General features: G+C 40.6%; 24 protein-coding genes and 1 other annotated feature. Of the genes, 8 read left to right on the forward strand and 16 right to left on the reverse strand.

Features of this window, described 5'->3' with window-relative positions; all coding sequences use genetic code 11:
- Window positions 1–148: 148 nt before the first annotated feature.
- On the reverse strand, window positions 149–616 hold the full coding sequence (locus UFB30_RS12150) for a CotO family spore coat protein (protein WP_322421968.1): 468 nt from the start codon (window positions 614–616) through the stop codon (window positions 149–151).
- A gap of 35 nt (window positions 617–651) precedes the next feature.
- On the opposite strand from UFB30_RS12150, the gene UFB30_RS12155 reads away from it, so the two are divergent.
- Complete coding sequence (locus UFB30_RS12155; protein ID WP_322421969.1) at window positions 652–891, forward strand: hypothetical protein; 240 nt, start codon at window positions 652–654, stop codon at window positions 889–891.
- Here UFB30_RS12155 and fabI read toward each other — a convergent pair.
- Together fabI and mgtE are read right to left on the reverse strand one after the other, a co-directional pair.
- Window positions 888–1,661 (reverse strand): enoyl-ACP reductase FabI, encoded by a 774-nt coding sequence (gene fabI / locus UFB30_RS12160; protein ID WP_322421970.1) that lies wholly within the window; start codon window positions 1,659–1,661, stop codon window positions 888–890. The genes UFB30_RS12155 and fabI overlap by 4 nt on opposite strands.
- A gap of 264 nt (window positions 1,662–1,925) precedes the next feature.
- Complete coding sequence (mgtE, locus tag UFB30_RS12165; RefSeq protein ID WP_322421971.1) at window positions 1,926–3,296, reverse strand: magnesium transporter; 1,371 nt, start codon at window positions 3,294–3,296, stop codon at window positions 1,926–1,928.
- Between the two features lie 335 nt (window positions 3,297–3,631).
- On the opposite strand from mgtE, the gene prpE reads away from it, so the two are divergent.
- A complete protein-coding gene (gene prpE, locus UFB30_RS12170; RefSeq protein WP_322421972.1) occupies window positions 3,632–4,375 on the forward strand; it encodes a bis(5'-nucleosyl)-tetraphosphatase PrpE in 744 nt (247 codons plus the stop codon).
- 3 nt (window positions 4,376–4,378) lie between these two features.
- Here the strand turns inward: prpE and UFB30_RS12175 are convergent, their stop codons facing one another.
- Genes UFB30_RS12175 through yjbM form a run of 3 tightly spaced genes read right to left on the reverse strand, consistent with a single transcriptional unit; the run spans window position 4,379 to window position 6,748 of the window.
- Complete coding sequence (locus tag UFB30_RS12175) at window positions 4,379–5,302, reverse strand: RluA family pseudouridine synthase (protein WP_322421973.1); 924 nt, start codon at window positions 5,300–5,302, stop codon at window positions 4,379–4,381.
- Window positions 5,280–6,074: an NAD kinase gene (locus tag UFB30_RS12180; protein WP_039808459.1), complete on the reverse strand. Its 795-nt coding sequence runs from the start codon at window positions 6,072–6,074 to the stop codon at window positions 5,280–5,282. The genes UFB30_RS12175 and UFB30_RS12180 overlap by 23 nt, the downstream gene beginning before the upstream one ends.
- Window positions 6,071–6,748 carry a GTP diphosphokinase gene (gene yjbM, locus UFB30_RS12185; protein ID WP_322422110.1) on the reverse strand — a complete coding sequence of 226 codons (678 nt, stop codon included), beginning with the start codon at window positions 6,746–6,748 and terminating at the stop codon, window positions 6,071–6,073. Before yjbM ends, UFB30_RS12180 begins: the two co-directional genes overlap by 4 nt.
- A 150-nt stretch (window positions 6,749–6,898) precedes the next feature.
- On the opposite strand from yjbM, the gene UFB30_RS12190 reads away from it, so the two are divergent.
- From UFB30_RS12190 to UFB30_RS12210, 5 genes are all read left to right on the forward strand, one after another.
- Complete coding sequence (locus UFB30_RS12190; protein ID WP_322421974.1) at window positions 6,899–7,489, forward strand: CYTH domain-containing protein; 591 nt, start codon at window positions 6,899–6,901, stop codon at window positions 7,487–7,489.
- Window positions 7,486–8,118, forward strand: coding sequence for a lytic transglycosylase domain-containing protein (locus UFB30_RS12195; protein WP_322421975.1), 633 nt, complete (start codon window positions 7,486–7,488; stop codon window positions 8,116–8,118). The genes UFB30_RS12190 and UFB30_RS12195 overlap by 4 nt, the downstream gene beginning before the upstream one ends.
- A 290-nt stretch (window positions 8,119–8,408) precedes the next feature.
- Window positions 8,409–8,807 carry a globin domain-containing protein gene (locus UFB30_RS12200; RefSeq protein ID WP_322421976.1) on the forward strand — a complete coding sequence of 133 codons (399 nt, stop codon included), beginning with the start codon at window positions 8,409–8,411 and terminating at the stop codon, window positions 8,805–8,807.
- The gene (locus tag UFB30_RS12205; protein WP_322421977.1) at window positions 8,804–9,664 is read left to right on the forward strand and encodes a ClpXP adapter SpxH family protein; all 861 of its coding nucleotides are present in this window, start codon (window positions 8,804–8,806) and stop codon (window positions 9,662–9,664) included. The genes UFB30_RS12200 and UFB30_RS12205 overlap by 4 nt, the downstream gene beginning before the upstream one ends.
- A gap of 210 nt (window positions 9,665–9,874) precedes the next feature.
- Window positions 9,875–10,045, forward strand: coding sequence for a hypothetical protein (locus UFB30_RS12210; protein WP_322421978.1), 171 nt, complete (start codon window positions 9,875–9,877; stop codon window positions 10,043–10,045).
- Window positions 10,046–10,217: 172 nt separating this feature from the next.
- Here the strand turns inward: UFB30_RS12210 and pepF are convergent, their stop codons facing one another.
- The 6 genes from pepF to UFB30_RS12240 all read right to left on the reverse strand — a co-directional run bounded on the left by pepF (window position 10,218) and on the right by UFB30_RS12240 (window position 17,270).
- A complete protein-coding gene (gene pepF / locus UFB30_RS12215; RefSeq protein WP_322421979.1) occupies window positions 10,218–12,041 on the reverse strand; it encodes an oligoendopeptidase F in 1,824 nt (607 codons plus the stop codon).
- 67 nt (window positions 12,042–12,108) lie between these two features.
- Entirely contained in the window at window positions 12,109–13,308 is a 1,200-nt protein-coding gene (locus UFB30_RS12220) for a competence protein CoiA family protein (protein WP_322421980.1), read from the reverse strand.
- Window positions 13,309–13,392: 84 nt separating this feature from the next.
- The gene (gene mecA, locus UFB30_RS12225) at window positions 13,393–14,049 is read right to left on the reverse strand and encodes an adaptor protein MecA (protein WP_322421981.1); all 657 of its coding nucleotides are present in this window, start codon (window positions 14,047–14,049) and stop codon (window positions 13,393–13,395) included.
- A gap of 428 nt (window positions 14,050–14,477) precedes the next feature.
- Window positions 14,478–14,873: a transcriptional regulator SpxA gene (gene spxA, locus UFB30_RS12230; protein ID WP_039808451.1), complete on the reverse strand. Its 396-nt coding sequence runs from the start codon at window positions 14,871–14,873 to the stop codon at window positions 14,478–14,480.
- 273 nt (window positions 14,874–15,146) lie between these two features.
- Entirely contained in the window at window positions 15,147–15,719 is a 573-nt protein-coding gene (locus tag UFB30_RS12235) for a GNAT family N-acetyltransferase (RefSeq protein WP_322421982.1), read from the reverse strand.
- 366 nt (window positions 15,720–16,085) lie between these two features.
- A complete protein-coding gene (locus tag UFB30_RS12240; protein WP_435390891.1) occupies window positions 16,086–17,270 on the reverse strand; it encodes a putative glycoside hydrolase in 1,185 nt (394 codons plus the stop codon).
- 210 nt (window positions 17,271–17,480) lie between these two features.
- Window positions 17,481–17,687, forward strand: a binding site (T-box leader).
- A gap of 65 nt (window positions 17,688–17,752) precedes the next feature.
- Between UFB30_RS12240 and trpS the strand changes: the two genes are divergently transcribed.
- On the forward strand, window positions 17,753–18,748 hold the full coding sequence (trpS, locus tag UFB30_RS12245; protein ID WP_322421984.1) for a tryptophan--tRNA ligase: 996 nt from the start codon (window positions 17,753–17,755) through the stop codon (window positions 18,746–18,748).
- Window positions 18,749–18,750: 2 nt separating this feature from the next.
- Here the strand turns inward: trpS and UFB30_RS16655 are convergent, their stop codons facing one another.
- The 4 genes from UFB30_RS16655 to opp4A form a co-directional block, all read right to left on the reverse strand.
- Window positions 18,751–18,972: a YuzI family membrane protein gene (locus UFB30_RS16655; RefSeq protein WP_494337696.1), complete on the reverse strand. Its 222-nt coding sequence runs from the start codon at window positions 18,970–18,972 to the stop codon at window positions 18,751–18,753.
- 82 nt (window positions 18,973–19,054) lie between these two features.
- Window positions 19,055–19,960 carry an oligopeptide ABC transporter permease gene (gene opp4C / locus UFB30_RS12250; RefSeq protein ID WP_322421985.1) on the reverse strand — a complete coding sequence of 302 codons (906 nt, stop codon included), beginning with the start codon at window positions 19,958–19,960 and terminating at the stop codon, window positions 19,055–19,057.
- A gap of 18 nt (window positions 19,961–19,978) precedes the next feature.
- On the reverse strand, window positions 19,979–20,944 hold the full coding sequence (gene opp4B, locus UFB30_RS12255) for an oligopeptide ABC transporter permease (RefSeq protein ID WP_322421986.1): 966 nt from the start codon (window positions 20,942–20,944) through the stop codon (window positions 19,979–19,981).
- 34 nt (window positions 20,945–20,978) lie between these two features.
- Window positions 20,979–22,730 carry an oligopeptide ABC transporter substrate-binding protein gene (gene opp4A / locus UFB30_RS12260; RefSeq protein ID WP_322421987.1) on the reverse strand — a complete coding sequence of 584 codons (1,752 nt, stop codon included), beginning with the start codon at window positions 22,728–22,730 and terminating at the stop codon, window positions 20,979–20,981.
- Window positions 22,731–22,753 lie beyond the last annotated feature (23 nt).

Consider the following 22,753-nt stretch of genomic DNA (forward strand, 5'->3'; position numbering starts at 1 on the left):
ATCTTTCTCTGCAAAAAGACATCCTGCATTCAGGATGTCTTTTTGGCATGTGGTTGAATGTTATAATCCGTGCCCATTCATTCCTGCGCTTTCCGCGGACGAACCTCGGGCCTCCTCAGGTAGAAAACAACTGCCTTCCGGGGTCTCTTCAGTAAATATGGATCTCTCCCAGTTCATCTCTGCTGATACTGACCTCTTCACCTTTAAGTGTCTTAATCGTCAGCTCGTGTCGGTCCTGTTTTGATATGACACCATGCAGTTCACTTCCATCCTCTTTCATGAAACGGCATTGAAATGGTGCCCTGCGCCCTTCAAACGCACTCAGGTAGTCGATCTTTTCATGAAGTGTCATTTTTTTAAATGGCTTTAGTTCTTTAAACGTGAATGTTTCTTTTTTAGGCTCTTTTTCTTTTTCAGCTTTTTTTTCCGGCTCTTTCTCGTACGAAGTCTTTTCAATGAATGTTTCTTCTACATAGCCAAGTGGTGGAACTTTTGACTTTTTAACCGGTGTTTTTTCATGTGTCGAAGGTGCCTGATAATAATGCTGCATGACCGGCTTAATTTCAGGAAACTCAGGCTGGTTGACATAAAGAAGCGGACGCCCCTTTTTGTGCAATACCTCACTCCCTTTAACTGTTAGTGGTTCAGTATATGTATGATGGCGAAGTTGTATTCAAGATAATGAGCAGGTTTGATGTGGTGTTTGAGGTAATGTGGTGTGGTGCAGTTCGACGGGAAATGATCGGCTTTCGTTCTTTAATTTTCTCGGTTCGCGACTTAGATACTCTTGTTCGACGTAAAACCCGCCACGTTCGCCACTCAGGGTCTTTTCAATTATGCCGCTCACAAGAGAAAGGCTTATCAGCAAATGCCGATAAGCCTTTTGATTAACCTACGATATGGTAACCTGAATCCACATGCAGATTTTCCCCTGTCAGGCCACGTGAATAGTCACTGAACAGAAATGCTGCTGTGTCTCCTACTTCTTCAGGTGTTGTATTTCTTCTTAACGGTGCTTTTTCTTCAATCTCTTTCAGAATTGAGTTAAAATCATTAATCCCTTTAGCTGAAAGTGTTCTGATTGGTCCTGCTGAAATCGAGTTAACACGGATATTGTCTTTCCCAAGATCTCCTGCAAGATAGCGGACACTCGCTTCAAGTGAAGCCTTTGCAACGCCCATTACATTATAGTTAGGAAGGACGCGCTCTCCTCCAAGGTAAGTCAGTGTAACAATACTTCCGCCTTCTGTCATGAGAGGACGAGCTTCTTTAGCTACAGCAGTCAGTGAGTAAGAACTGATATTATGTGCAAGAAGGAAATTATCACGGTTTGTATTTGAATACTCACCCTGAAGATCTTCTTTTGCAGCAAATGCGATACAGTGTGCAAACCCGTGGATTGTGCCAACACTTTCTTTGATTGTGTTAAAGCATGACTTAATCTCTTCATCGTTTGTAATATCGCATGGCAGAATTAATTCGTGATTGCCTTTCAATGTACTGACAAGGTCGCGCACAGGCTTTTCAAAACGTTCGCCTGCATATGTAAAGACTAAATTTGCCCCCGCTTCATCCAGCGATCTTGCAATGCCCCAGGCAATACTTCTTTTATTGGCAACACCCATTACGACAATTGTTTTTCCTTTTAATGATAAGCTCATTTTGTCCTCCTTGTTTAGAACAAGTTATTAGTACCTGATACTAACTTAACACATCTTAATGTTGGTAGGCAATATATATCTATAACCGGCTCGCTGCGCTTCAGGCGGACGCTTTCCACTGGGACGGCGGTGAGCCTCCTCGGCTTTGCCTGCGGGGTCTCACCTGTCCGTCATATCCCGTTGGAGTCGCCGCCTTCCGCTTCGCTCACCTAAAATAATTACCGGAATACTTAAAATGAACCTAATTTTCTTCCTTCACTAAAGCTACAAATAACTCATAAACGAAGTTGCGATGCCAAAGTAAATCAAAATACTGATGATGTCATTGATTGTTGTGATGAATGGACCTGATGCGACGGCCGGGTCGATGTTAAATTTGTGCATCACAAGCGGTACAAGTGACCCCGCGAGTGTAGCAACAATCAGTGACGCAAATATTGAGAAGCCGACGAGGAGCCCAAGGAAAAATGAGCCCTGCCAGACGTACACGATTCCTGTTACCAATATTCCACAGACTGTTCCCGTAATTAATCCGGTCCCCGCTTCCCGCATAATTAACTTCATTTTACTCTCATCTTTAATATCGCCTGTTGCAATGCTTCTGACAGCAACAGCCAGCGCCTGTGTCCCTGTATTACCGGCCATACCTGCAATCAGCGGAATAAACACTGCGAGGATGGCTACCTGTTCAAGCGTATCCTCAAAGCTTCCAATCAGGTTTGCAGTCAACATACCTAAAAAGAGCAGTGCAATCAGCCATGGGAGACGTTTTCTAGCTGCTCTCAAGGGTGTGCGGTCACGCGAATCCATATCTGATACCCCGGCAAGCTTGGAGTAGTCATCAGATGCCTCTTCATCAAGCACATCAATGATATCGTCTACTGTGATAATTCCGAGTAAATGCTGCTGGAAATCCACTACCGGTAAAGCAAGAAAGTCGTAATCCTTCATCATTCTCGCAACGTTTTCCTGGTCTTCACTCACTGACACAGAAACCACTCTGTCTGACATAATTTCTTTAATCAGCCTGTCTTCCTCTGATGTAATCAGATCTCTCAGGGAAACAACCCCCACAAGCTGCCTGTCTTCATTAATCACAAATGTATAGTAAATGGTTTCAGCATCCGGCGCTTTGTTTCTTAAAATCGCCATTGCTGACCGGACAGTTGAATGTTCCGGTATAGATATAAATTCTGTCGTCATAATAGAGCCGGCAGTATATTCCTCGTAGTGCAGCAGGTTTTTAATTTCTTTTGCTGACTCCTGATCCATAATCGTTAAATAACTGGCTGCCTGATCTTTATTTAATTCATTTAATACATCAACCGCATCATCTGTATACATATGAGATAGCGTATCTGCAGCATACTGCGCGTTCATCTCGGCAAAAAGCGGTTCATAATCTTCATCATCTGCATCAATGTTTTCTATAATTTCCCCCATTTCCTCGGGAGATAAATACTCATAGATTTTTACACGCTGCTCTGGGTCCAGTCTGAAGTAAAACTGTGCACGGTCATAAGGATGCAGATTAAAGTACTCGTCCCTAAAAACATCAAACTCATTATTTTCAAGTGATTTTATTAAATATTCTTCATCAATTACTGTTTCTCTTTCAAGTTCCTGTTCAGCCATTTAATCCACACTCCTTTCATTTTGGCTTTATTCAAATTGGCTGGTGATTTCCGCTACAGGGGACGCTTTCCGCGGCCGGGCGGTGACCTCACAGGCTTCGCCATGCTTGATCTCACCTATCCCTTCCTGCGAGCCGCCCCCTTCCACTCCAATCAACAGCTGTATAAAAACAACAATGTACTTTGATTTTAAGCAGCCTCTAAGTGATATTTTAGCGCTTTTGGTGGTACACTGAGAAATAATAAGACATACATGATTAAAACATACTTTATATAGATAGCGTTTTTTACAGAAAAAATCAATGGTCCATGATTCACACCTTTTAGGAGGCTGACATGAAAATAGATATAATTGGCGATATTCATGGTTGTCATGATGAGTGGGTTAAATTAACAAAAAAGCTCGGTTATTCATGGGATAGCGGATTGCCTGTTCACCCCGGCGGAAGACAGCTTGCTTTTGTTGGAGATCTGACTGACAGAGGACCGGATTCTGTTCAGGTGATAAAAGATGTGTACCGGTTAGTGAAAGATCATCATGCTTTTTATGTACCCGGGAATCATTGCAATAAGCTCTATCGTTATTTAAAAGGCAACAACGTTAAGCTGATCCACGGACTTGAAACAACAGCCGCAGAGCTGAATCTTCTTTCTGAAAAAGAGCGTAAAGAAGTAACAAATCAATTTTTGTCACTTTATGAAGAGGCTCCTTTATACCATGTACTTGATCATAAGCGGCTCGTGATTGCACATGCAGGAATCCGGGAAGAAGACATTGGACAGTTTAACAAACGCGTTGCTGTTTTTGTGCTGTATGGTGATATTACCGGAGAAAAAAATGAAAAAGGCCTGCCTGTCAGAAAAGACTGGGCAAGACACTATAAAGGAAAACCGTGGATTGTCTATGGTCACACGCCTGTTCATGAGGCCAGGTTCAAAAACCGCACAGTCAATATTGATACAGGCGCAGTATTTGGAAATAAACTAACTGCACTCAGGTATCCTGAAATGGAGACCATTTCTGTCCCGTCAACAATGACCTATAACCCTGAGAAGTTCAGAGACAGTGAACTGGCATGAATGTTAACCATTCATGCCAGTTCTTTTCATGCATTGGATCATGTCTTCAGGAAGCGGTGATTCAACTTCAAGATTTTCCTGTGTGACTGGATGAAGCAGCTGAAGCTTTCTGCAGTGAAGTGCCTGCCTTGAAATGAAATGACAATGGCCGCCATACAGATCGTCTCCTGCAAGCGGATGTCCAAGCCATGAAGCATGAACCCTGATCTGATGAGTCCTGCCAGTCTCAAGTCGAAAAGACAGCATCGTATGCCGGTCTCCAACTGCCAGTACCTCATAATGCGTGACTGCCCGCTGACCATGACTATCCACCATTCGCGTAATGATACTTCCGGGTTCACGTGCAATCGGCTGATCAATCGTCCCTTTGACTGCTGTTACGATCCCTTCTGCAATCGCATTGTATTCTCTATTCACCTGATTTGATTGTTGCATCTCACTTAACAGATGATGAATGTGGGCATACTTTGCTGCCAGGACTACACCTGAAGTATCTTTATCAAGCCTCGTTGCAATGTGTATACCTGCTGCAATCTCTTGCCTGTCAAAGTAACCTGCAAGCGCATTAGCAAGTGAGCCTGTCTGGGCATCTCTTGAAGGGATTGTATTCATTCCGGCCGGTTTATAAACGGCGATCAGCCAGCTGTCTTCATACAAAACCTCAAGCCCCAGATCTTCCGGAATTAAAGATTTACTTCTTGTCTCAGGCGGAAAGTATACTTTTACTATATCCCCTGTCTGACAGGCTTTTCTCACAGTGACCTCTTCCCCATTGAGGAAAAGACCGCCACCATCATATTTAATCGCTGTCAGCCCTCTTTTGGAAATGCCTTTTAAGCCGGCAAATTCGCGCAGCAGCAGATTGTGCTCTTCTGCTCTGACCGTCCATTCCATCATTAAGCGTTTATCCATCGATAAATGAGTCATGTACTCTCTTCCAGAATGGGAACGGCCTGAACCTCGCAAACCTGATTTTTTCATCTGCTACACGATATTGAATTGATTTCACATCTTTATGAACAAGAGTTAAATGATCAATTGTAATCATAAAGTCTGAACGGTTCACAGGCTTTAACATACATGTATGGTGGGCCGGCATGATGAGTGGGGATCCGACCGTTCTGAACACTCTGTTATTAATTGACGCCATTTCCGCTAATTGAATAGAAGGTAATGATGGGTGAATGATTGCACCGCCAAGTGCTTTATTATAGGCAGTAGAGCCAGACGGTGTACTTAGACACAACCCGTCCCCTCTGAAAACCTCAAAGTGCTGGCCGCGGATTTCTACATCCATTACAAGTGTCCCATCCACACTTTTAACAGTTGATTCATTCAATGCTAAGTAACGGGTTTCACGTCCACCGTTTTTATAGCGGATAATTGCTTCCATCAGCGGATATTCTATAATCTGATAGGGTGTTTTGGCGATTGCAATCACAAGCTTTTCAATTTCATCCGGTACCCAGTCAGCATAAAAACCAAGGTGCCCGGTATGTACGCCTACAAAGGCTGTTTTGGACAAACGGGAGCTGTATCTGTGAAATGCGTAAAGCAAAGTACCGTCGCCGCCTACTGAAATCACAATTTCGGGTTCTTTTTCATCATATTCAAGGTTAAAATCTTTCAAATATGTGCGCATTTTATGCATCAGTGCGTTTGATTTTGCATCGCCTTTTGAAGTAATGGCAAATTTCATCGTGTCCCTCCCCCGTTCCATCCATTTTTTCTGTTATCCTTATTACCCGTTTCTTTCTTTTTCTGAAAGAATACCTGTGCTTCCTGTATTTCTTCTCTGATCTCAGACATTTCCTCATCCAGTCTGAATGCTGCTTCTGCTGCGCGCTGCAGTCTGTTTTGAATATCTTCGGGAAACTGCCCCTGGTACTTATAATTTAATGAGTGCTCAATGGTTGCCCAGAAATTCATGGCAAGCGTTCTGATCTGAATCTCGGCAAGGATCTTTTTCTCTCCATTAATTGTTTGCACAGGATATTCAATCACGACATGATAAGACCTGTAGCCGCTTGATTTCTTATGAGAAATATAATCCTTCTCCTCGACAATCATGAAATCTTTCCGCTGTCTCAGCAGTTTAACCACTTTTTCAATATCATCTACAAACTGACACATCATCCTGAGTCCTGCGATATCCTGTATCTGATAAGCAAGCCGATCAAACTGATGCTCAGAGATGTCTTTTTCCCTTGCTTTATCTAAAATACTTGCAATGGGCTTTACCCTTCCTGTTACAAATTCAATCGGTGAATGAGTCTGTTCAAGTTGAAATTGCGTCCTCATTCCTTTTAATTTAATTTTCAATTCATCTACAGCCTGTTTATAAGGCTCCAGAAATGTTTCCCATTTCATCAGCATCACCCCGTCAGTTTATCTAACTCAGGTTTTTCTAGTCCATTAGTTGCCTTTACATTTTATCACAGAGGCCCGCCGCTTTCACCTTCCCATTGAAGTTTCAGTGTAAACACTCCATAATATAAGTATTAACGAAAGGGAGCGTTTACTTTGCAGGAACTCGAAATAGAATTTAAAAATCTGCTTACAAAAAGTGAATATATCAAGCTTTACGAGGATTTTGAAATGGATGAGCCGGTCAAGCAGATTAATCATTATTTTGATACGCCTCTTTTTCACCTGAAGGATGCTCATTCAGCATTGCGTATTCGTGAAAAATCCGGCAAACTGACTTTAACTTTAAAGCAGCCTGTTGAAGACGGGGTATTGGAAACTCATCAGCCGGTCACTAAAATAGACCTGGAAGATATGCTATCCGGCGGAGGACTGATTGGCGGAGAGATCTCGGACTTACTGGAGTTACTGAATATACCTCCTCAGGACATTGTCCACTTCGGCTCGCTCGAAACAAACCGTACAGAAAAGAACTATAAAGATGGACTGTTAGTGCTCGACCATAGCGTTTATCTTGGTCATGAAGATTATGAACTGGAATATGAAGTCGCTTCACATGATGAAGGCAAAGAAAATTTCCTCTCATTACTAACGTCCTACAAAATTCCAGTCAGAGAAACCGATAATAAAATAAAACGGTTTTATAAAGCCCGTTTCATGCAGAATCCTGAAGGAGGAAAAGTATGAATATTGATTCACTTAATAAGCTGATGGAAATGCAGGCGATGCGCACACTTGGATCTGAGAACCCGGAAAAAAGCAGTCAGAACTTTTTCCAGCTGATGCAGCAAAGTATGGATGTGAACCCAAACCTGCTCGGTTCTGTTGCCAGTCTGGTTGAGCAGCACAAACTGCAAAACGCTCTGAGCACGCAGATTCCTAATATCCAGTCACCAATCGAAACAACGGCTCAGGCGATTCACATAAAATCGAAGAACCCGCAACCGCTGGATCAGATTATAAAGACTGCTGCTGAACAGTATCAGGTTCCGGAAAAACTAGTAAGATCTGTGATTCAGCACGAATCGAACTATAATCCAGATGCAGTCAGTCATGCTGGTGCTTCTGGCCTAATGCAGCTGATGCCAGGCACTGCAAAATGGCTTGGTGTAAAGAATATCTTTGACCCTGCTGAAAACGTAAATGCAGGTGTGAAATATCTCCGGGACATGCTGAACAAATATAATCAGGATCCAAAGCTGGCGCTTGCTGCCTATAATGCCGGGCCAGGGAATGTAGATAAATATAACGGGATTCCTCCATTTAAAGAAACTACCAATTATGTGAGAAAAGTGATGGATACATATTTGTCTTAACAGCCTGTATCATTTGATAAAAATGACAGGAGCATAGAATTTTATATCACCCGCTAAGTAAGTTGGCGACTCCGGGACCAAAAGCTTGAGAGCTTTGGCCCAGCAAGGCTTTGCCTCAGGAGTTTCGGAACTCCAGGCCGGAAAGCTTTAATCTGAAACGATTAAAAAAGCTGAGACATTTCCTATGTCCCAGCTTTTTCAATTTGTCCTCAAGCGAACTATTTGAGAAAAGAAGGGGTGGTTGCTACAATAGTTATACATTCGAACTACGGGCGTAAAGGGGTTTTTTTATGACTGAACAGAATAGAACGCCATACGATTACATTGGTGAAGCTAAGCTAACTGAACTCATTAACGCTTTTTATACCAGAGTTGGCAATCATCCTGAACTAAAACTAATTTTTCCTGATGATCTTACTGAAACGGCAAGAAAACAAAAGCAGTTTTTGACACAGTACCTTGGAGGACCTCAGCTATACACGGAAGAACACGGTCATCCGATGCTGAGAGCAAGACACCTTCCCCACGAAATTACACCAACCCGGGCTGATGCATGGTTAAGCTGTATGAGTGACGCTATGGATGAAACAGGCATTGAGGGAGAATTCAGAGAGGCGCTGTATTATCGTCTGTCGCTTACAGCGAAGCATATGGTGAACACGCCTGAACATGAAGGTGATCAATGGTGAGCGCAAAAAAATGGACAGATGCAAGCTGGTATAACCAGGACCAAAAGCCTTTGGAAATTTATCTATTTATCGATCCGCTCAGTTCAGATTGCTGGGCACTTGAACCTAAAATTAAAAAGCTGTTACTTGAATATGAGCCATACCTGCGAATTAAACACATCTTAAGCAGCAGTCTGGATACGCTGAACTGCCAGACTGAAAAGCAGCGTAAGGAACTCGCAAAGTTATGGAATGATACGGCCAAAAAATCCGGCATGCCATGTGATGGCAATCAATGGCTTAAAAATCCTGTAGAGTCCCCCTTTCTTGCATCAGTTGCAGTCAAGGCAGCAGAAATGCAGGGGAAAAAAGCTGGCAGCAGATTTTTAAGATCCATTCAGGAACAGCTGTTTGTTGAACAAAAAAATATATCTGATTATGACGTGCTGCTGCAATGCGCTGAAAAGTCACGGCTGGACCTTGAAGAGTTCACTCACGATATGCATTCAGCGACAGCTTCAAAAGCATTTCAATGCGATGTGAAAATAGCAAGTGAAATGGAAGTTCATAGTACACCTACTTTAGTTTTCTTTAATGAGAATATTGAGGATGAAGGAATTAAAGTAGATGGGTTATATCCTTACGAAATCTATTCCCAGATTGTTGAACAGATGCTTGAGGTACCACCAGTTAAAAAGCACCTTCCAACTGTAGAGGAATTTTTAATGAGGTTTAAAATTGCAGCTACGGTCGAAGTGGCTGAAGTTTATAACATTTCCATGAAAGAAGCTGAAAAGAAATTGAAAAAGCTGATGTTTGATAAGAAGATCGAAAAAATTGATGCAGTAAACGGAACTTTTTGGCGTTATATCTTTTAATATTCATAACGAAAAGGCCCTCACAAATGTGAGGGCCTTTTCTTACGAACAAAGGGGATGGGAGAAATTTTTCACGGTCAAACAAAGGGGTATATGTTTGTATGTGATCAATTTCACACCATTATCTTATCATGTATTTACAAGTGTGACAAGTCAATAGGTTTTAATTTTGCGGGAAGTTCATATATTTATTAGCAGGAGGATTCTGATATGAAGTTATTCAGATTCATTTTACTGATTTTTTTAATCCCATCTGCTTTTATTTATCATTTGTTTGCACTGCTCGAGATCTATCCTGTTACTTTATCTTCCCTTATATTGTTTACAACGATCACAGTGTTTTTGTGGACGTTTTATCAGCCGAGAAGGTTTAGGAGGTAAAATTCCAAAATAAACAGAGCCCGATACAAGTTCCGGGCTCTGTTAAGCGTTTCGCTGCTCTTCAGGAGGACGCTTCCCGCAAGCCGCCTTACGCTACACTAAGATTTCATCATCTATTTAATTATTTCTGTAAGTTAATAAGTTTAATTTTAATATAGTACTTCCTGAATCTTTAATTCATACGTTCAAGCAATGCTTCCATTTCGTTCAGTTTTTCTTCGAAAACTTTGCAGGCTTCTTCAATTGGCTGGGCAGTTGTCATATCCACTCCTGCTTTCTTCAGTACTTCAATCGGATAATCAGAGCTTCCGGCTTTCAGGAATTCGTTGATATACTTTTCTACAGCCGGTTCGCCTTCATCAAGAATTTTCTTACTGAGTGCAGTTGCAGCACTATAACCTGTTGCATACTGGTATACATAATAATTGTAGTAGAAGTGTGGAATTCTTGCCCACTCAAGGCCAATTTCTTCATCTACCACCAGGTCGTCTCCAAAGTACTTTTTATTCAGCTCATAGTATTCCTTCGTCAGGGTATCTGCAGTCAGTGCTTCACCTTCCTGCACCATCTGATGAATTTTATGTTCAAACTCAGCAAACATTGTTTGTCTGAATACTGTTCCTCTGAAGCCTTCAAGGAAGTGATTCAGAATATAAAGGCGTTTCTTCTCATCATCAATCGTTGCAAGCAGGTGGTCATTCAAGAGGGCTTCATTACAGGTTGATGCGACTTCTGCAACAAAGATAGAGTACCCGCTGTCGTGATAAGGCTGGTTTGATCGTGAGTAATAACTGTGAACACTGTGACCGAATTCGTGCGCAAGCGTAAACAGATTATTGACGTTATCCTGCCAGTTCATCAAAATGTAAGGATTTGTTCCGAACGCACCTGATGAATAAGCGCCGCTTCTTTTTCCTTTGTTCTCTTCAACGTCTACCCAGCGGTTCGAGAGCCCCTCTTCAACCACACTCAGGTATTCTGCTCCAAGCGGCTGTAATCCATCTGTCATCAGCTTCTTCGCTTCATCATATGACACTTTCATCGCAGCATCTTTGACAAGTGGTGTATACAGGTCATACATATGAAGCTCTTCAAGTCCAAGCACCTTCTTACGCAGCTTCACGTAGCGGTGCAGCAGATGAAGGTTTTTATTAATTGTCCCGGTCAGGTTCTCATATACATCCTCTGGAATGCTGTTATTTGATAAAGCAGCATGTCTTGCAGAACGGTATTTTCTGATTCTTGCTGTAAAATTATCTTTCTTCACCTGTCCGCCCAGTGTTGAAGCAAATGTATTACGGAATTTCCCGTATGTTTCGTATACAGCTTTAAATGCATCGCGTCTAACACGCTGATCTCCACTCTCAAGGAAATTAATAAACCTTCCATGAGTGACTTCAACCTCTTCTCCGTTTTCATCTTTAATGGTTGGGAAAGTTAAATCTGCATTATTTAATGTACCAAAAGTATTTGCAGATCCATTCAACACTTCAGATGCCTCAGCTAATAAGCCCTCCATTTCAGCTGTTAAGACATGAGGTCTCTGTGCATTGAGCACCTCTAATGAATGTCTGTACGTTTCAAGTTCAGGCTTTTCTTCAAGAAATCCGCGGATTTTCTCTTCCTCAATTGATAAAATTTCCGGAAGCATAAAAGCAAAAGCACTGCTTACCTGAGATACAAGGTTTTTTGCGCGGTCATCCATTCCCTGATAAGTTGAATTGCCCGTATCCTGGTCATGACGCATATGTGAATATGTATATAGTCTTTCCAGACGTTCCATCACAGCATCCTGAAAAGTAAGTGCTTTGTAAAATGTATCTGCACTGTTGCCGAGCGTACCCTGAACCCCCTCAGCCTTTTTAGATTCTTCCAGAACCTCTTTATATTCCTGATGCCACTCTTCATCTGTTGCAAAGATGGCTTCTAAATTCCATGTCAGTTCTTCAGGTACTTCGTTTCTTTCTTTTAATTTTTTTACTGCTTGACTAGACATATTGCTCCCCCTATCATTTCATTACTCGAACTTTCTTTATTTTCTCTCTTTTTAAAATAACTTGCAACTATCTTCTATTATATTCTTGGATGATTTTTACTTTCATTTTTCGATAAAAAACTTCAATATGCTCTTTTCTGTTCTGTGCATCGATTTCTCTTCCGGTTTCTGTTGAATGAACGCTGAATCTATTGCCTTCCTTTTGAATGACATGACACTGTAAAAGCAAGTGAAGCATCTCCTCTACGGCTATCTCTACAAAATTAAAAGGTGCAGGTTCCATCAGTCTTCTAACAGTTAAAACTCTTTTATAAATAAGCTGCTTTAATTCATAAACCAGCTGTTGCTGAGCAAACACTTTACTCTTTTTGATTTTCAGATACAAATAAAACTGCCACTCCATCGGAGAATCAGCAAAATATATATTGCTTTTCAATGGAAGCCCCACCCATACCGGTACTTCAAATAATGATAGATTGTTTTCGTATAATTTTCTCAGAAGTGGATCTCTGACACTCTTTCTGTATTTAAATATATTGATCAGCCATTTTTCATTCATTTTAATCTGCAACTGATAGGTTTGCTCTGTCATCTTGAAAGAGGATACAGGGAATGAAGGAAAATGAACTGTTTTCTGTGGGTAGGTCGTATAGTCTGTACAAAAAAACGTTTTACTGAGAGGCATTAAATGATGATAGATCGTAAATGACTGTTTTTCAGGGGAGTATGTGATGAGGTAAAACTGGTTAGCGGTTTGTGAATAACGGATAAATTGCTGATAAAATGCAGTCAGCTTGATCAATTTTTCTTTTTTAACCAATTCGGCTGGCAGGATCCAGAAAGGAATGACACCGATTTGTCTATAGTCTGATGATCGGGCATGCTGTAGTTCTGATGAAATTGGTGAACATTGAAACTCAACTGCGTATTCATTACTTTTCAATTTCACACTGATATCGGCTCTTCGATTAATTTGAGGATATGTTTTTTCGAGTTCTGTGTGCAAAGACTGGAATGACAACCATCGATTTAATTCAGTTTTTGCATATAAATGAAAAATAGATTCGTTTTCTGAAAATCCGCTGCATGCAGCTTTAGACTTATGTGCAAAATGAGGAATCACTTTTTGTCCGGATTTTACGAGTACGGTGGATTTGCAGGATGGGCATCTGAGCTGCTGCTTTCGCAGAAGGTTAATGAAGGGGCTATTATGCTGTGCGAGGTATAAAGAAATTGGCTTTCCAAGCATTGTTTCAGCTATGAGCATGTCTTTCCTCCTTTGATTAATTCAATTTAAAAAACTGTACTGCTGCTTTAAAGGTGATAAAGCGGGCAGTACAGTGTCATCTTTTTAGCCGAAGTATTCAACGATCTGGTTAAAAACCTGATCGTTCATAATGACTTTGCCATACTCTTCAAGCCGGTGTACAGTAACATTTGATTCCTTACCGTATTCATATAAAAGGCTTGAGATATTTTCAAAATCATCTTCTTCAAACTGATTTTCAGGAAACTCGACATACATAAAGTAATGATTTTCATACGAGAATAGCTTTGTGATGAGGCGTTCTTCTGATTCAAATCTCTTTGATAGGGCAATGACATCTTCAAAATCCTGAAAACGCATGACAAGCTTCATCTCCAGTTCATCCTGCTGCTCATCTTCCATATCAAAGTGCTGATCAAGATAATCTTCAATCTGGTTAGATAATCCGGCACCGTTTTTGTCATCCTGCATCGGCAGTTCAAATTTCTGTCCATCCTTCGTTACCTGTGCTTTTGTAACCAGAATTTCCAGGCCTTTCTCTAACGCCTGTACCTGAATCCAAAGCGGACCTTCAACAGTAAAGTCTTCTTCCTGATGAACCTCATCCATCATTTCCCAGAAGAGTTCTTCACTTTTATCACGGTTGTACCAGATTTCTTCTCTGTCAAACCCTCTGTCTTCAATATCTCCATAAGAAATATAGAATTTTACAGTATGATCATTAATGCGTTCAATTTCCATCTTTCAACTCTCCCTTCCTATGTGTTGGATGAAGGGAATCTCCCCCCTAGTCATAGGTAGTACAATCGGACTCAAAGAATAGGGTGATCTTTCTACTCTTATATTGTATGATAATTCTGCCATAAAGGGAAATTATATGGCGTCTAATTATTTAAAGGATTGTCACTTGAGTGTAGACTATTCCATCAATTATTTCAAGCAGTGAAGCTTATTGAATTGCAAACTTAACTGTAGGTTGAATTAGTACAAATTGTTACGGTCAGCTCATTGTGAAGAGTCTTTCATTGCTGTTGTATATCTGGTTAATTAACGGTCCAAAACCCTTAAAAAGTAATAGGCAATGATAACAAATCACAATTGTATTTATACAAAAAGACTTGTCCTATTACTAAAATGGGACAAGTCTTTTTTATCTGGTGAAACTAATGTTAATTTACCATTTTTTGCGCTTCAAGAAGCTGGAATGTACGTACTTTTCTTGGCAGGAATCTGCGGATTTCGTCTTCATTATAACCAACCTGCAGACGTTTCTCGTCCATAATAATCGGACGTCTCAATAACCCCGGATTTTCCTGGATCAGTTCGAATAGATCCTGCAATGGCAGAGATTCTAAATCGACATTCAATTTTTGAAAGATTTTAGATCTTGTAGAAATGATCTCATCTGTTCCATCTTCAGTCATTCGAAGCACTTCTTTGATTTCCTCAATACTTAGCGGTTCAGAGAAGATGTTTCTTTCTGTATATGGAATCTCATGTTCTTCCAACCAGGCTTTAGCTTTCCTGCATGATGTACAGCTAGGTGAAGTGAACAAAGTTACCATGAACCATTCACACTCCCTCAATTTAAAAAGTTTTATCCTTCAATATCTTCTACGATTAATTCCCAGATTAAAATCGTTTTAAAAAGATATCTTGAATTCATTATACACAAATAAGTAAGTTTTGAATAGAGCCTTAACGAAATTGTCATATAAATGTGATAAAGCCTTATATAATACAACCTTAATATAGTTATTCCCCTATATCGATAAGTTAAACATATATTAAGCAATTCGTTCTACCCATTCTCATTTAAAATTATTTAATTGAAAATATCAAATTTCCTTTAGCACATCTTCTGCATCTTCCCGGTCATTTTTCAACACCTGATCAACCGGTTCATATTCATCACCATAGAACGTTTTATCTTTATATGTGTGAATATCTTTATATGTTTTCTTCATTCCTTCATAAATGACTTCTTCACTTTCATCTCCAGGCGCCCAATATAAAATTTCCATCGAGTTAATCTCATTGGTTGCCAGTGATCTCCGGTTATAACCAATTGAGGTCGCATGCTGAAAACCCGCTCTCTTATAAAACCTCAGACGTTTTTCAGTATCGGTATCTTCATAATCAACCGGTTCAACTTCAAGAATAATCGGCTTATTTTTATCTTTTAATTTCTGAATCAGCTTCCCGCCAAGTCCTTCTCCTCTGGCGCTGCTTGAGACAAACAGATAATCAATAAAAAGAAAATCCTTTGTTTCCACATACATCAGTACATGCTTTGGACCTTCATCTTTATAATAAATGTCACTTCTTTCTTTTAAAAGCGTTTCCATATGTTCCCGTGATTTCATTTCCTCAACAGGAAAATAATCCTTTAATTTTTCATACCAGTGCATAGTAGATCCCCTTTCGGATTTTGAAGTTTTGAAAATGAGTGGTAATGGGGTGAATATATGAGGGTATTTTAACTTTTATACTATTCCCTGTTTTACAGAATTAAAACCAATTTTCTTCTTTTTATGGCTTCGTTATAGTTGGCTGTTAATCTCCGCTTCAGGGGAGAGCTTTCTGTTAGAAGACAGCTTATTCATCCTGCCCTTGAGTCCACAGGCTTCGCCATGGCCTCACGTCCCTTACTGCGAGCCCGCCCCTTCCACTTTTGTCACCAGCAGTGCAGAAACAACAATTGACTGTATCAGAGCTAAAAATAAAAAACCGGCACGCTTATTTGTGCCGGTTTCTCAGTTGTCTGTCTGCGCTGTTTATGGCAAGTAATCTACTCCACCTGTATACGTATTGCCTGCATTCCATAAAAGGAACTCATTGATGCCGTTATCGTATAGTGCATCAATTTGAGCTTTGACTTCATCAGGCCCATAAACCAGATAATTTCCTGCGCCTAAGTAAGATGCAGTAAAGTCCTGAATCCACGGTCTTGAAGTCGGAGGATTTTCAAGTTCGCCAAGTTTGGCATTTTCAACTTTTGCATATTCTGAAATTAAGTTATATGGCTCAAGGTCCGGTTTATCAATTCCAAAATATGATGTCCAGTGACTCGGATAGATCATTGAAGAAATGACATCTACGTGCTCAGAAATACGGTTAAAGTTCTGACCAATTCCCGGTGCTTCAGGTAAGGTTGCAGAATAACCGAAAATGTCAACAGAGACATCAACATCATAAGGCTCAAGCTGTTCAGAAGCATATTCTACAAAGTCAGTTACTGCGTCAACTCTTTCATTCGTGTCATCATTGCCATCATCCACATAATCTCCTGTACCATACACTAAGGTATCATCGCGGGTTTCAAAGCCTTCAGGAAATCTGACGTAATCAAACTGAATTTCCTTAAAGCCCATTTTCGCAGCTTCAATCGCAATTTCTACATTATAATCCCATACTTCTTTCATAAAAGGGTTAACAAATGATTCGCCGCGACCATTCGCCCATACCTGTCCATTCTCCTGGAAAGACAGATCAGGTCTTTTTTCAGCGAGAACCGAGTCTTTAAATACGACTACACGTGCAATCGGATAAACTTCATGTTCTTCTAGCGTTTCAAGCATCTCACGCATATCTTTTATGTACGGTTGACCTATATCCTTAAACGACGAATCTTCTTCAGGAAGATATGTTAAATAACCATGATCTTCTTTAACATCCACGACCATTGCATTCAGATCTGTATTGTCCATTAAATCCAATAAAGTCTGAAATCTTTCTCCACCTGCAGAATGTCCTGTCACATAAATTCCTCTGACAGCATCCGGGTATTCAAAAGATAATCCTGAGTCATAGACAAACCTTGGCATAGATTCCGGGAAATTTTTTTGAAGTTCAATCATTTCTCTAATTTGATGTTGTTCATGTGCTTCTGCATTCACATCAGTACTGAATACTGTAAAAGCTAAAATTGCAGCGCTTGCAGAAGTTGCGATGTATTTCAATGACACGTTTACCTCTCCTACCAACTCATTTTTATGTACTTTTTAATTCTAACAAGTAATATTAGTAAAAGAAACGTCATATTGAATTATTTTGTTAATAATTTCTGAAATAACATATTTTTTCTGTTTATCATTCATAAACTAAACGGATGATAAAAATGATTGATTCCTTTTACGAAAGTAGCTTATAATATACAGTATCATATTCAGAAAAAGGCTTTGATAAAGAATAGTAGCTGCTGTGATGAATCATAGAGAGTCTGCGGGTGGTGCAAGCAGATATTCAGCATCAGTGAATGGACTTTTGAGCCCCTGCGGTGAAACTTCAGTAGCTTCAGGCGTATTGCTCAGCGTTATGAGCGTTAAGTGGCAGTATGACTGCAATAAGGGTGGCACCGCGGAAAATCCGTCCCTTCCTATTAACCGGCGTTAATAGGAAGGGACGGATTTTTTGTGTTGACCAATCAAGGGAGGAAATTTAAATGAAGACAATATTTTCAGGTATTCAGCCAAGCGGAACCATTACACTTGGTAATTATATTGGGGCGATGAGACAGTTTGTTGATCTGCAGGATGATTATAACTGTTATTTCTGCGTAGTGGATCAGCATGCGATTACAATGCCGCAGGATCGTCTGGAACTAAGAAAAAACATTAAGAGTCTGGCTGCGATGTACATTGCGGTGGGGCTTGATCCTGCAAAGGTTACACTATTCATTCAGTCAGAGGTCCCGGCCCATGCACAGGCGGGTTGGATGCTGCAGTGTGTCTCTTATATCGGTGAGCTTGAAAGAATGACGCAGTTTAAGGATAAATCTTCAGGAAAAGATGGCGTATCTGCCGGTTTATTAACATATCCACCATTGATGGCTGCAGATATTCTGCTTTATAAAACAGACCTTGTACCAGTTGGCGAAGATCAAAAGCAGCATCTTGAACTGACAAGGGATTTAGCAGAACGCTTCAACAGAAAATATAATGATATTTTCACGGTTCCTGAAGTCAGAATCCCTAAAACAGGTGCAAGAATTATGTCCCTGCAGGACCCGTTAAAGAAAATGAGTAAATCTGATGCAAATAAAAAAGGATTTATTTCAATGCTTGATGAGCCATCACAGATTGTTAAAAAGATTAAGAGCGCAGTAACTGACTCTGAAGGTATTGTGAAATACAACAAAGAAGAAAAACCGGGTATTTCAAACCTGATTTCAATCTATTCAATTCTGACTGATAAGACAATTACTGAAATTGAAGATGCATATGAAGGCAAGGGCTACGGTGACTTTAAATCTGAGCTGGCTGAAATTGTTGTGGAACACATTAAGCCGATTCAGGACCGTTATTATGAACTGATGGATTCTGAAGAGCTGGATGAGATTCTTGATCTTGGAGCAGAAAAAGCAAACTTTACTGCAGGAAAAATGGTTAAGAAAATGGAAACAGCAATGGGTCTTGGCAGAAAACGCAAGAAAAAATAAGATTAAATCCGGCGACTGCCGGATTTTTTTAATGTTGATAAATGAATCAGACATGCACCTGCAGGAATTCCGTATGTCTCAGTATGACTGAAGAGATATTTTATGTATTCAATGGAACTATTTCCTGACGGGATTAAGTTCAAAAAAATGATACTATGTAAAAATCCAGTACTAAGTAACGTAAAGCCGGCGATATAAATGAGAAACCTGACCAAATTAAGCACCCCGTATCAGCTTATGCAGCAAATCAGCTAAACATTTCCCAGGAAATGAAAAAGCACCTCTTTTTAAGAGGTGCTCACTTTGTTAACGGTTAGACTTAGGGTTAAATGCATCCTTCAGTCCTTCACCGATAAAGTTGATAGACAGGATTGTTACAGTCAGAATAATGGCTGGCGGCATCCAGATCCATGGCTTATTTGCCAGTACATCTGATTCCTGTGAAGCGGAAAGCATGTTCCCCCAGCTTGGAATTGTCGCAGGTACACCAAATCCTAAATAACTCAGGCCTGACTCAGCAACGATCAGCGTTGCAAATAAAATCGTAGATTGAACGATAATCGTTGATAATACGTTTGGCAACAGGTGTTTAATGATTACTTTAGATGGTTTACATCCAATAGATACTGCAGCAAGGATATATTCGTTTTCCTTCTCGGCAAGAATTTTACTTCTAACGATACGGGCCACGCCTCCCCAGCTTAGTATACTGATTACGACAATCAGGATTGTCAGACCATCCACATAACCACGCAGGATTGCACCAAGTACAATTACGAATACAAGGAATGGGAAGTTAAGAACAAAATCCGTGAAACGCATTAATGCTGAATCAACAAATCCGCCGTAAAACCCTGCAATTGATCCTACAATTGTTCCAAACAATACAACCAGCAATGTACATGACATCCCGACAATCAGTGATACTCGTCCACCGTATAATAGGCGAGTAAAGACATCACGACCGGATTTATCAGTTCCAAGCCAGTGTTCACTGCTTGGTTCTAGTGTCATTTGCATAATATTAACCTTTGTAATATCAGCTGTTGTGATATAAGGTGCTAGAAATGAAACGATAATTACTGTCAGCAGGAAAAAACTGCTTGTCATAGCAAGTTTGTTCCTTAAAAACTTACGTCTGGCGATTGCCCAAGGAGACATATTAATGGTTTTTTCCTGTGACTTGTTTGAATCTGCTGTTACATTGACCATTGAATAATTCCTCCTTTATCAATCCAGACGGATTCTTGGATCAACAACACCATACAAAATATCAGCAATCAGATTTCCAATTAACGTCAGAGCTGAAAGCATCATTGTAATAATCATCAGTGTCGGGTAATCACGGTTTGTCACTGAGTTCAGGAAAAGCTGGCCGATTCCCGGATAAGTGAAGATCGTTTCCGTGATAATTGCACCACTAATGAGTGTTGCAATATCAAAGCCAAGAAATGTAATAAGCGGGATAATCGAGTTACGCATGATATGAACATTATAGATCTTTGATGTTGGTGTTCCTTTTGCACGAGCTGTACGCACAAAATCTTTTCTGCTGTTTTCAATAATGTCATTTCGTAAGAACTGCGTATAACTTGCAGTCGCTAATGCTCCTAAAACAATCGCCGGCATAATTACATGGTGAATTCTGCTTAACCAGTAATCAAAGGTTCCGGGCTGCAGGGTTGGATCGACTGAGCCTGAATAAGGGATCCAGCCAAGGTTGAAGGAGAAGAAATAAATAGCAAATACAGCGGCGATGAATGAAGGTATGGCAAGACCTAGATAATTGAGTCCGCCGATAATATTATCACCAAATGTATAAGGTTTTCTTCCTGCATATATCCCCATTGCAAAGGCTAAAATATACGTAATTACAAGTGATGTAACACCTAAGAATATCGTGTTAGGAAGTCTTTCTGCTACTAAGTCGGCTACAGGTACTTTATATCGTGTTGATTTTCCAAAATCACCTTCTATAAATCCGCCAACCCATCTGAAATACTGTACCGGAATCGGATCATTGTAGCCGAGTCTTTCACGCATTTCTTCTATGTACTGTGGGTCAGTGTTATTCGGATCAATCTCCCCGCTTAGCGAATCTCCCGGCATTGCTTTCGCCAGGAGAAACACTACGAAGGAGATAAGGAGAAGCATTGGAATCATGCCGAGAATACGGCGAATTGTATACTTTAACATAGATACTCTCCTTATCAAGCTTTACTGCAAATAATTATTCAGCGATATACCACTCGTGTGGGCTGTTTTGACCAGAAACGTCGTACTCTACACCTTGTACTCGGTTGCTAAGAGCAGTAATTTCCTCAAGTTCAGCGATGAAGATCATTGGAAGATCTTCAGCAATCATCTTCTGCCATTCAACATAGATGTCTTTACGAGCCTGCTGGTCTTCACCAACAATGTCAAGGTTTAGAGCGTCAGCAAGAAGCTTGTCAGACTCTTCGTTCTTGTAACGAGGGTAGTTCCAGATCTGATCAGATCCCCATAGTGCAGTTGGATCCGGGTCAGCGCCAGTTCCCCAGCCACCGAAGAATGTTTCAATAGAGTCAGCATCTGTTTCGATGTCTTCGTAGTAAAGGTTAACTTCAGACATTTCAAGTTCTGTCTTGATTCCTACAGCTTCCCAGAATTGAACGATTGCCTGAGCACGCGTTTCAAATGTCGGGTTACCAGTATCATAATGAGAGAACTTAGCAACAAATTCTTCACCGTCTGGATCTTCTACAAATCCATCCCCATTTGTATCTTCGTATCCAGCTTCAGCAAGAAGTTCTTTTGCTTTTTCAGGATCATACTCATAAGTTGGAAGGTCTGCAGGGTCTGCAGCAATCCAGTGGTTTGATGGTACAGGACCATTTACTGGTGAACCGTAACCGAAGAAGAATGCATCGATCCAAGATTCACGGTCAATTGCGTGTGCCATTGCTTTACGCAGATTCACATCCGCATACTTGTCTTTGTCTTCAACAATTTCATTTGTTTCAGCATTGAATGTACCAAGCTTAAATCCAATGTAGTAGTAAGAAAGACCTGGGTAAGTTACAACTTCAACATTATCAAGTTCTTCTACTTCAGCAGCGTTTACAGGCTGTAGTGACATCATGTCGATATCGCCATTTCCAAGTGCACCTACTGTAGTAGTGTTATCAATAACCTGAACGTTGATTCCGTCAAGGTTTGGTTCACCCTTCCAGTAATCTTCGAACTTTGTCATTACAACAGCTTCACCAGGAGTGATGCTGTCAACTTTAAATGGTCCAAGACCTACAGGCTTCGTACGAACCTGCTCAGAAGCTGACATTTCAGCTACAGGGATACCTTCAAATTGCGCACGGCTCATTGGGTATGCCCATACATTTACAAGGTTGTTAATACGCGCTTCGTCAAAAGTGATTTCAAGTGTGTAATCGTCAATTACGTTAAGACCAGAAATGCTGTCTGCTTCTCCATCACGGAAAGCAGGTGCACCTTCAATTGTCTGTACGTTTGCATAACGAGAACCATCATAGTCAGGGTTTGCAATTGTTTCAAGTGCGAATACCCAGTCATGTACTGTCAGTTCAACACCATCGTGCCACATTACACCTTCTTCAAAAGTGAACGTGAAAGTTTTGTTATCTTCTGTTTCCCAGCTAGCGATATTTGGCTGTGGAGCAAGATTTTCATCATACTGAATCAGACTCTCGTCAAATAATTCAAGGATGTAAGAATCCGTTACGATTCCGTAGAATGCCCAGTTAAAAAGGCCTTCCGGTGGAGAGTCTATACCATATGTAAGAGTTCCCCCCTGTTGTGGTTCGCCGGTAGCTTCTTCGCCTTCAGCGTTTTCACTGTCTGTACCTTCTTCTGTTTCAGTGTCTGTGTCTGCCGGTTCGCTTGAACTGTCATCTGAACTACACGCTGCTAAAAATGCAGATAGTACTAGAAGAAGAGTAAGCATCAGCAATAGTGACTTCTTTTTCATTTTGTTCCCCCCAAATTGGTTTA

Source organism: Jeotgalibacillus haloalkalitolerans (assembly GCF_034427455.1).
GTDB classification, from domain to species: Bacteria; Bacillota; Bacilli; order Bacillales; family Jeotgalibacillaceae; genus Jeotgalibacillus; species Jeotgalibacillus haloalkalitolerans.

Excerpts from the sequence above, each read along its gene's own strand:
- UFB30_RS12200 (WP_322421976.1), top strand. The coding sequence starts at position 8,409 with ATGACTGAACAGAATAGAACGCCATACGATTACATTGGTGAAGCTAAG.
- opp4C (WP_322421985.1), bottom strand. The coding sequence starts at position 19,960 with ATGGTCAATGTAACAGCAGATTCAAACAAGTCACAGGAAAAAACCATT.
- UFB30_RS12195 (WP_322421975.1), top strand. The coding sequence starts at position 7,486 with ATGAATATTGATTCACTTAATAAGCTGATGGAAATGCAGGCGATGCGC.
- prpE (WP_322421972.1), top strand. The coding sequence starts at position 3,632 with ATGAAAATAGATATAATTGGCGATATTCATGGTTGTCATGATGAGTGG.
- fabI (WP_322421970.1), bottom strand. The coding sequence starts at position 1,661 with ATGAGCTTATCATTAAAAGGAAAAACAATTGTCGTAATGGGTGTTGCC.
- pepF (WP_322421979.1), bottom strand. The coding sequence starts at position 12,041 with ATGTCTAGTCAAGCAGTAAAAAAATTAAAAGAAAGAAACGAAGTACCT.
- UFB30_RS12235 (WP_322421982.1), bottom strand. The coding sequence starts at position 15,719 with ATGCACTGGTATGAAAAATTAAAGGATTATTTTCCTGTTGAGGAAATG.
- spxA (WP_039808451.1), bottom strand. The coding sequence starts at position 14,873 with ATGGTAACTTTGTTCACTTCACCTAGCTGTACATCATGCAGGAAAGCT.
- UFB30_RS12180 (WP_039808459.1), bottom strand. The coding sequence starts at position 6,074 with ATGAAATTTGCCATTACTTCAAAAGGCGATGCAAAATCAAACGCACTG.
- opp4B (WP_322421986.1), bottom strand. The coding sequence starts at position 20,944 with ATGTTAAAGTATACAATTCGCCGTATTCTCGGCATGATTCCAATGCTT.
- UFB30_RS12220 (WP_322421980.1), bottom strand. The coding sequence starts at position 13,308 with ATGCTCATAGCTGAAACAATGCTTGGAAAGCCAATTTCTTTATACCTC.
- UFB30_RS12210 (WP_322421978.1), top strand. The coding sequence starts at position 9,875 with ATGAAGTTATTCAGATTCATTTTACTGATTTTTTTAATCCCATCTGCT.
- UFB30_RS12175 (WP_322421973.1), bottom strand. The coding sequence starts at position 5,302 with ATGACTCATTTATCGATGGATAAACGCTTAATGATGGAATGGACGGTC.
- mgtE (WP_322421971.1), bottom strand. The coding sequence starts at position 3,296 with ATGGCTGAACAGGAACTTGAAAGAGAAACAGTAATTGATGAAGAATAT.
- opp4A (WP_322421987.1), bottom strand. The coding sequence starts at position 22,730 with ATGAAAAAGAAGTCACTATTGCTGATGCTTACTCTTCTTCTAGTACTA.
- UFB30_RS12155 (WP_322421969.1), top strand. The coding sequence starts at position 652 with ATGTATGATGGCGAAGTTGTATTCAAGATAATGAGCAGGTTTGATGTG.
- mecA (WP_322421981.1), bottom strand. The coding sequence starts at position 14,049 with ATGGAAATTGAACGCATTAATGATCATACTGTAAAATTCTATATTTCT.
- trpS (WP_322421984.1), top strand. The coding sequence starts at position 17,753 with ATGAAGACAATATTTTCAGGTATTCAGCCAAGCGGAACCATTACACTT.